The organism is Streptococcus sp. 400_SSPC, assembly GCF_001072745.1.
Classification (GTDB): domain Bacteria; phylum Bacillota; class Bacilli; order Lactobacillales; family Streptococcaceae; genus Streptococcus; species Streptococcus xiaochunlingii.
This window is the reverse complement of sequence record NZ_JVIQ01000066.1, coordinates 60186-66549: the sequence shown is the minus strand read 5'-3', so window position 1 is coordinate 66549 and position 6364 is coordinate 60186. Positions and strand designations below refer to the sequence as shown.

Below are 6364 nucleotides of genomic sequence, written 5' to 3'. Positions count from 1 at the left end.
GAACTTTTTCAAAGTTCCATGACTAATTATTGAGCCTAAGGTCTCAATAATTCCGAATGCCTGAAACAATTACGTTTCAGGCATTTTTCTCACAGCGGAAAGTTTTTGATCTTCTTAAATAACTAAAAAATAAAAGTCATTTTTTGATAATCATCTAACTGTTTTATGTAAAACAATAGTTTGTCTCCATTCTCGAACACCTGTGAAGATTCACAGGTTTTTTTGGTGAAAATGATGGCTATACTGGACATGAATGTCCTCACGTTAGAGGATAGAAATTGGATATACTGAGAGTATAAGGAAAGAAAAAAGGATATTGGTGTCAGAAAATGGAAATTAGATTACACAATGTAAAGAAAAGTTATGGTTCCTTTGAGGCTTTGAAAGGAATTGATTTAGTTTTTGAGGAAGGTAAATTTTATGGACTTCTTGGACCGAATGGGGCTGGAAAAACAACGCTTTTTAATTTGTTGATTCAGAATTTCAAGCCAAGTTCAGGAGAGATTTTTTGGGAAGTAGATGGAAAATCATTGTCAACGAAAGATTTTTATCGACATATCGGTATTGTATTTCAAAGCAATCGTCTAGATGATCATTTAACGGTAGAGGAAAACCTGATTTCTCGAGGAGCCTTGTATGGATTATCAAAATTACAAGTACAAAAGCGTATTAGAGATTTGCAATCCTATTTAGATGTTGCCACTCTTAAAAAGAAAAAATATGGCAGTTTATCAGGAGGACAAAAACGAAAAGTAGATATTGCCCGAGCTTTATTGCCACAACCGTCTTTGCTCTTGTTAGATGAGCCAACAACTGGTTTAGATCCACAATCTCGTCATGATTTATGGGAAGCGATTCATCAGTTGAATAAGAAAGATAATATGACAGTCGTTCTAATTACACACTATTTAGAAGAGATGGCTGCTTGTGATGTCTTAAATGTCTTAATTGAAGGGAACTTGTACTATTCAGGAGATATTGCCAATTTTATTAAACAGCATTCAACCACTAACCTGAATCTTACGTTAAAACCTGGAAGATCACTGAAATCATTGTCTGTTTCTAAGTTTGCTAATAAGTGTCAGATCCTTTCGGAGGCAGAAGTCGTATGTAAGGATGTTTCAGTTGAAGAGATGATGGAAATTATTGCAGAAAATCAAGGAAAATCAATTATTGAAACATTTAATGTAGAATATTCAAATTTAGAAGCAGCTTATTTGAACTTACTAAGATCTAAAGGAGGAGAAGGGAATGCTTGAATTAATCTCTAGAAATCGGAAAGTCTATACAAGAGATCGCTTAGCTTTCTTTATGTCCTTCTTATCGGTCATCATCTTGATCTTGGTTTATCAAGTCTTTTTAGGACAAATTCAGATTGATTCCATCAAGGAAGCTTTGAATAGTGATACCGCCTCTACGGACACTATTCAGATGGTCAATTATTGGTTAATCTCAGGTTTAACGACCATTATCTCAATGACCAGTACTCTTGGTGCATTTGGAGTGATGGTTTCGGATAGAGAAAAGAAGTTGAGTGAGGACTTTAAAGTCAGTCCAGTTTCTAACTTTAAAATTGAACTATCGTATGCGATCTTTGCGATATTATTTGGGATTATTATGACTCTGTTCTCTTGTATCTTTGCAATTGGTATGTTTAATGGTTTTAGTGCTCTTCTTGACTATTCTATGATGGACTACTTATCTATTTTAGGAGTTGTCACAATGGGAACGATGTTGTCTGCAACTATTATTCTGCCAATCCTAGCTTTTATTCGAACCAGTTCAGCATTTACAACTTTGAGTACAATAGTTGGAACTTTTATCGGATTCATTTCAGGTGTTTATCTTTCTATTGGTTCTGTAGGAGGAAGCTTGCAACAGGTCATGACCTGGTTCCCTCTTACACAGGTAAATGCGCTCTTGAAACAGATTTTAATGAAAGATACAATCAATAAAGTCTTTGATAAAGCGCCAACTTCAACAGTAACTAATTACAAAGAGTCTTATGGAGTCATCTTGAAGAATGCGAGTGGGGAACATCTATCGAGTCAGTCCATGTTTGCCTATATTTTCATTATTATAGTTATTTTGCTGGGAGTTGATTTGATGATAAAAAAGATCAAAAAATGAAGTGAAACTTATGCAATTACTCGATAGGCATTTAGATCAGTTGGCATCAATGACAATCTTAAAATAAGCCAATCATCCCAACCTATCACTAAAAAAGTTGGTAGGTTTTTCTTAATCCTTTCTTAACTAGACCAATTTTTAATATTTTGAAGGTTGACAAACAGAAAAAAGCATTGTATACTGACTCCGCTGATAATTTTTCTATCGAATCAGACTAGACCAATTTTATAAATTGGCTAAGAAAATAAGGGAACTCAAGAATGGATACCTATTTTCTTTCATTTTTATAGAAGGAGAAAGCACAGCTTGTCTGTGTCGTAAAAACTATGTGTGGAATTGTTGGTGTTGTTGGAAATACAAATGCAACGGATATTTTGATTCAAGGACTTGAAAAGCTCGAATACCGTGGTTATGATTCTGCGGGGATTTTTGTCCTAGGTGGCGCTGAAAGCCATTTGGTGAAAGCGGTTGGTCGTATTGCAGAATTGTCTGCCAAGACAGCTGGAGTTGAAGGAACAACTGGTATCGGACATACTCGTTGGGCCACTCATGGGAAACCAACAGAAGATAATGCTCACCCACATCGCTCTGAGACTGAACGTTTTGTCTTGGTCCACAATGGGGTGATCGAAAACTATCTTGAAATCAAGGAAGAATACCTTGCAGGTCACCACTTTAAGGGACAAACGGATACAGAAATCGCTGTTCACTTGATTGGAAAATTTGCCGAAGAAGACGGCTTATCAGTGCTTGAAGCTTTCAAAAAAGCCCTTCACATCATCCGTGGTTCTTATGCCTTTGCCTTGATCGACTCTGAAAATCCAGATGTCATCTATGTAGCCAAGAACAAATCACCACTCTTGATTGGTCTTGGAGAAGGCTATAACATGGTCTGCTCAGATGCCATGGCTATGATTCGTGAAACCAACCAATACATGGAAATCCATGACCAAGAGTTGGTAATTGTTAAGGCTGATAGCGTCCAAGTTCAAGACTATGATGGCAATCGTCGTGAGCGTGCTAGCTACACTGCTGAACTTGACTTATCAGATATCGGTAAGGGAACTTATCCTTACTACATGCTCAAGGAAATCGATGAGCAACCAACGGTGATGCGTAAGTTGATCCAAGCTTACACAGATGAGGCTGGTCAAGTAGTCGTAGACCCAGCTATCATCAAGGCTGTTCAAGATGCAGACCGTATCTACATCCTTGCAGCTGGAACTTCTTACCACGCAGGGTTTGCTTCTAAGAAGATGTTGGAAGAATTGACAGATACACCAGTTGAACTTGGTATCTCCTCTGAGTGGGGCTATGGGATGCCACTTCTCAGCCAGAAACCACTCTTCATCTTTATCAGTCAGTCTGGTGAAACAGCTGACAGCCGTCAGGTTTTGGTTAAGGCTAATGAAATGGGAATCCCAAGCTTGACAGTTACAAATGTTCCAGGTTCAACTCTTTCTCGTGAAGCCAACCATACTATGCTGCTTCATGCAGGACCTGAAATTGCTGTAGCATCAACCAAGGCTTATACGGCCCAAATCGCAGCCCTTGCCTTCCTTGCAAAAGCGGTTGGTGAAGCAAATGGGAATGCTAAAGCGCAAGCCTTTGACTTGGTTCACGAGTTATCTATCGTGGCTCAGTCTATCGAATCAACCCTTTCAGAGAAAGAATTGATTGATAGCAAGGTTCGTGACCTTCTTGAAACAACACGCAACGCCTTTTACATCGGACGTGGTCAAGATTACTATGTAGCCATGGAAGCCAGTCTCAAGCTCAAAGAGATTTCTTACATCCAATGTGAAGGTTTTGCGGCTGGAGAACTTAAACATGGAACCATTGCTTTGATTGAGGATGGAACACCTGTTTTAGCCCTCTTGTCAGATCCAGTCCTTGCTAACCACACTCGAGGAAATATCCAAGAAGTGGCAGCGCGTGGCGCTAAGGTCCTCACAATCGCAGAAGAAAATGTTGCCAAAGATACAGACGACATCGTTCTTACGACCGTACACCCTTACCTCTCACCAATCTCAATGGTCGTGCCAACACAATTGATCGCTTACTTTGCAACCCTACATCGTGGACTCGACGTGGATAAACCACGGAACCTTGCTAAGTCCGTAACAGTAGAATAATCTAAGAAAGTCTAGTTCATCTAGACTTTTTTTAATAAGCAAATTCGTTGTAATTATAACTAATTAGTGATAAAATTCCAAAATAACTAATAATGAAACGAGGAAATCAGTATGGTAGAATTAGGAATTTCAACATTTGGTGAAACAACAGCCTTAAATGGGACTGGACAAGTATACAGTCATGATGAACGAATCCGTCAGTTGGTGGCAGAAATAGAGTTGGCTGATAAGGTTGGTTTGGATGTGTATGGCATTGGGGAGCATCATCGGGAGGACTTTGCGGTATCAGCGCCAGAGATTGTCCTTGCAGCTGGTGCAGTCAATACCAAGAAGATCCGCTTAACCAGTGCCGTCAGCATCCTCTCGAGTATGGATCCCATCCGTTTGTTCCAACAATATGCCACCATCGATGCCCTTTCAAACGGACGTGCGGAGATTATGGCTGGGCGTGGTTCATTCACCGAGTCCTTTCCTCTGTTTGGCTATGACCTGAAAGACTATGAAGCCCTCTTTGATGAAAAATTGGACCTGCTTCAGCTGGCAAATGAAAGCACCAAAGTGAACTGGCGTGGACAATTGACCCAAAGCATTGCTGGAAAAGAAGTCTATCCACGTCCAGTTCAGGAAAAATTGCCTCTGTGGGTAGCGACAGGAGGGAACGTTGAGTCAACCATCAAGATTGCCCGTGCTGGTTTGCCGATTGTCTATGCGATTATCGGTGGCAATCCTCGCTATTTTAAAAAGTTGATTCAAGCTTATCGTGAGATTGGAAGCGAAGCGGGTCATGCTGACAAAGACTTGAAAGTGGGAGCCCATTCTTGGGGGTGGATTGCTGAAGATGGCGAGCAGGCAGTGAAAGATTATTTCCATCCGACCAAGCAAGTGGTGGATGCGATTTCTAAAGACCGTCCGCACTGGCAGGAATTGCGTTATGAGCAATATCTTGAGCAAGTGGGGCCAAATGGCGCTATGTTTGTGGGAAATCCGGACCAGGTAGCAGAAAAGTTGATCCGTATGATTGAGGATTTAGGATTGGACCGCTTTATGTTGCACCTACCACTTGGTTCTATGCCACATGATCAAGTTCTTCGAGCTATTGAACTTTTTGGAACGCAAGTCGCACCAAAAGTGCGTGCTTACTTTGCCATGAAAGAAGGGTAATAAAAACCCATGAAGGAAGAAACTTCATGGGTTACTTGTTTGCTGGCTGTAAGACATACTCTTGGATTGCTTTTGCTACGCCGTGCTCTTGGTTGCTACTGGTGACAACTTGAGCTTCCTTTTGGACAGCTTCAGGAGCATTTCCCATGGCAACTCCAAGTCCAGCCAAACGAATCATGGGGAGGTCATTGAAGTGATCCCCGATGGTCATGACCTGTTCCAAAGGGACCTGGTAATAAGCAGCCAGTTCAAGGACAGCATCTCTTTTTGAGACGGACTTAGCGGTGACTTCTAGGTAGTTTTCCTTTGAAAGGTAAAAAGCAGTCTGAGGAAATTCTTGTGGATCCAGCTTCTGATAGAGTTCTTGAATGTTCTGAGTCTCGCCGATCAAGAGCAATTTGTGTAGATGGAGAGCATCATCAGAGAGGGTCTGAGAAAGTGGCTGTATCTGTGGCGTCTCACCAGTAATCGAAGCCTCAACTTGGGTCCACTGATCCTCTCTGGAGTTAAACCAGACTGACCCACTATAACAATTAATCGAAATGTTGGGGTCTAGTTCTTCCACACGATGGAGGAAGGTGCGGATCTCATCTTTGTTCAGGCTGTGTTCAAATAGAATCTCTTCTCCCTTGACGATGAGAGCTCCATTGTAGCAAGCGATTGGTTCCTGATGGACGCCCAATCTTCTAGAGATAGGAGCAATCCCGATAGGAGAACGAGCCGATGCCAAGATAAAAGGAATCTTTTTTTCTTGGAGCTGGGGGATGAGTTCGATGAGGTAGGGATCGACCTGATGCTGCGGATCCAAAATAGTTCCGTCAATATCACTGACAATTAAACGAATGGAAGACATAGGCACCTCCTTTTTCTTTAGTATACCATATTTTAAGAGGGAAGGATGTGTAGCATCAGAAGGAATTTGCGGAAGGTTTTGTTTA

5 protein-coding genes are annotated in these 6364 nt (G+C 41.0%); 4 read left to right on the top strand and 1 reads right to left on the bottom strand.

The window, feature by feature from the left end; genetic code table 11:
* The first annotated feature begins 329 nt into the window (after positions 1–329).
* From ADH49_RS08350 to ADH49_RS08335, 4 genes are all read left to right on the top strand, one after another.
* Positions 330–1259 (top strand): ABC transporter ATP-binding protein, encoded by a 930-nt coding sequence (locus tag ADH49_RS08350; RefSeq protein ID WP_048691569.1) that lies wholly within the window; start codon positions 330–332, stop codon positions 1257–1259.
* The gene (locus ADH49_RS08345) at positions 1252–2130 is read left to right on the top strand and encodes an ABC transporter permease (RefSeq protein WP_048691567.1); all 879 of its coding nucleotides are present in this window, start codon (positions 1252–1254) and stop codon (positions 2128–2130) included. Before ADH49_RS08350 ends, ADH49_RS08345 begins: the two co-directional genes overlap by 8 nt.
* A gap of 326 nt (positions 2131–2456) precedes the next feature.
* Positions 2457–4265 (top strand): glutamine--fructose-6-phosphate transaminase (isomerizing), encoded by a 1809-nt coding sequence (gene glmS, locus ADH49_RS08340; RefSeq protein WP_048691564.1) that lies wholly within the window; start codon positions 2457–2459, stop codon positions 4263–4265.
* A gap of 111 nt (positions 4266–4376) precedes the next feature.
* Positions 4377–5426, top strand: coding sequence for an LLM class flavin-dependent oxidoreductase (locus ADH49_RS08335; RefSeq protein WP_048691563.1), 1050 nt, complete (start codon positions 4377–4379; stop codon positions 5424–5426).
* 31 nt (positions 5427–5457) lie between these two features.
* Here the strand turns inward: ADH49_RS08335 and ADH49_RS08330 are convergent, their stop codons facing one another.
* A complete protein-coding gene (locus tag ADH49_RS08330; RefSeq protein ID WP_048691560.1) occupies positions 5458–6279 on the bottom strand; it encodes a Cof-type HAD-IIB family hydrolase in 822 nt (273 codons plus the stop codon).
* Positions 6280–6364 lie beyond the last annotated feature (85 nt).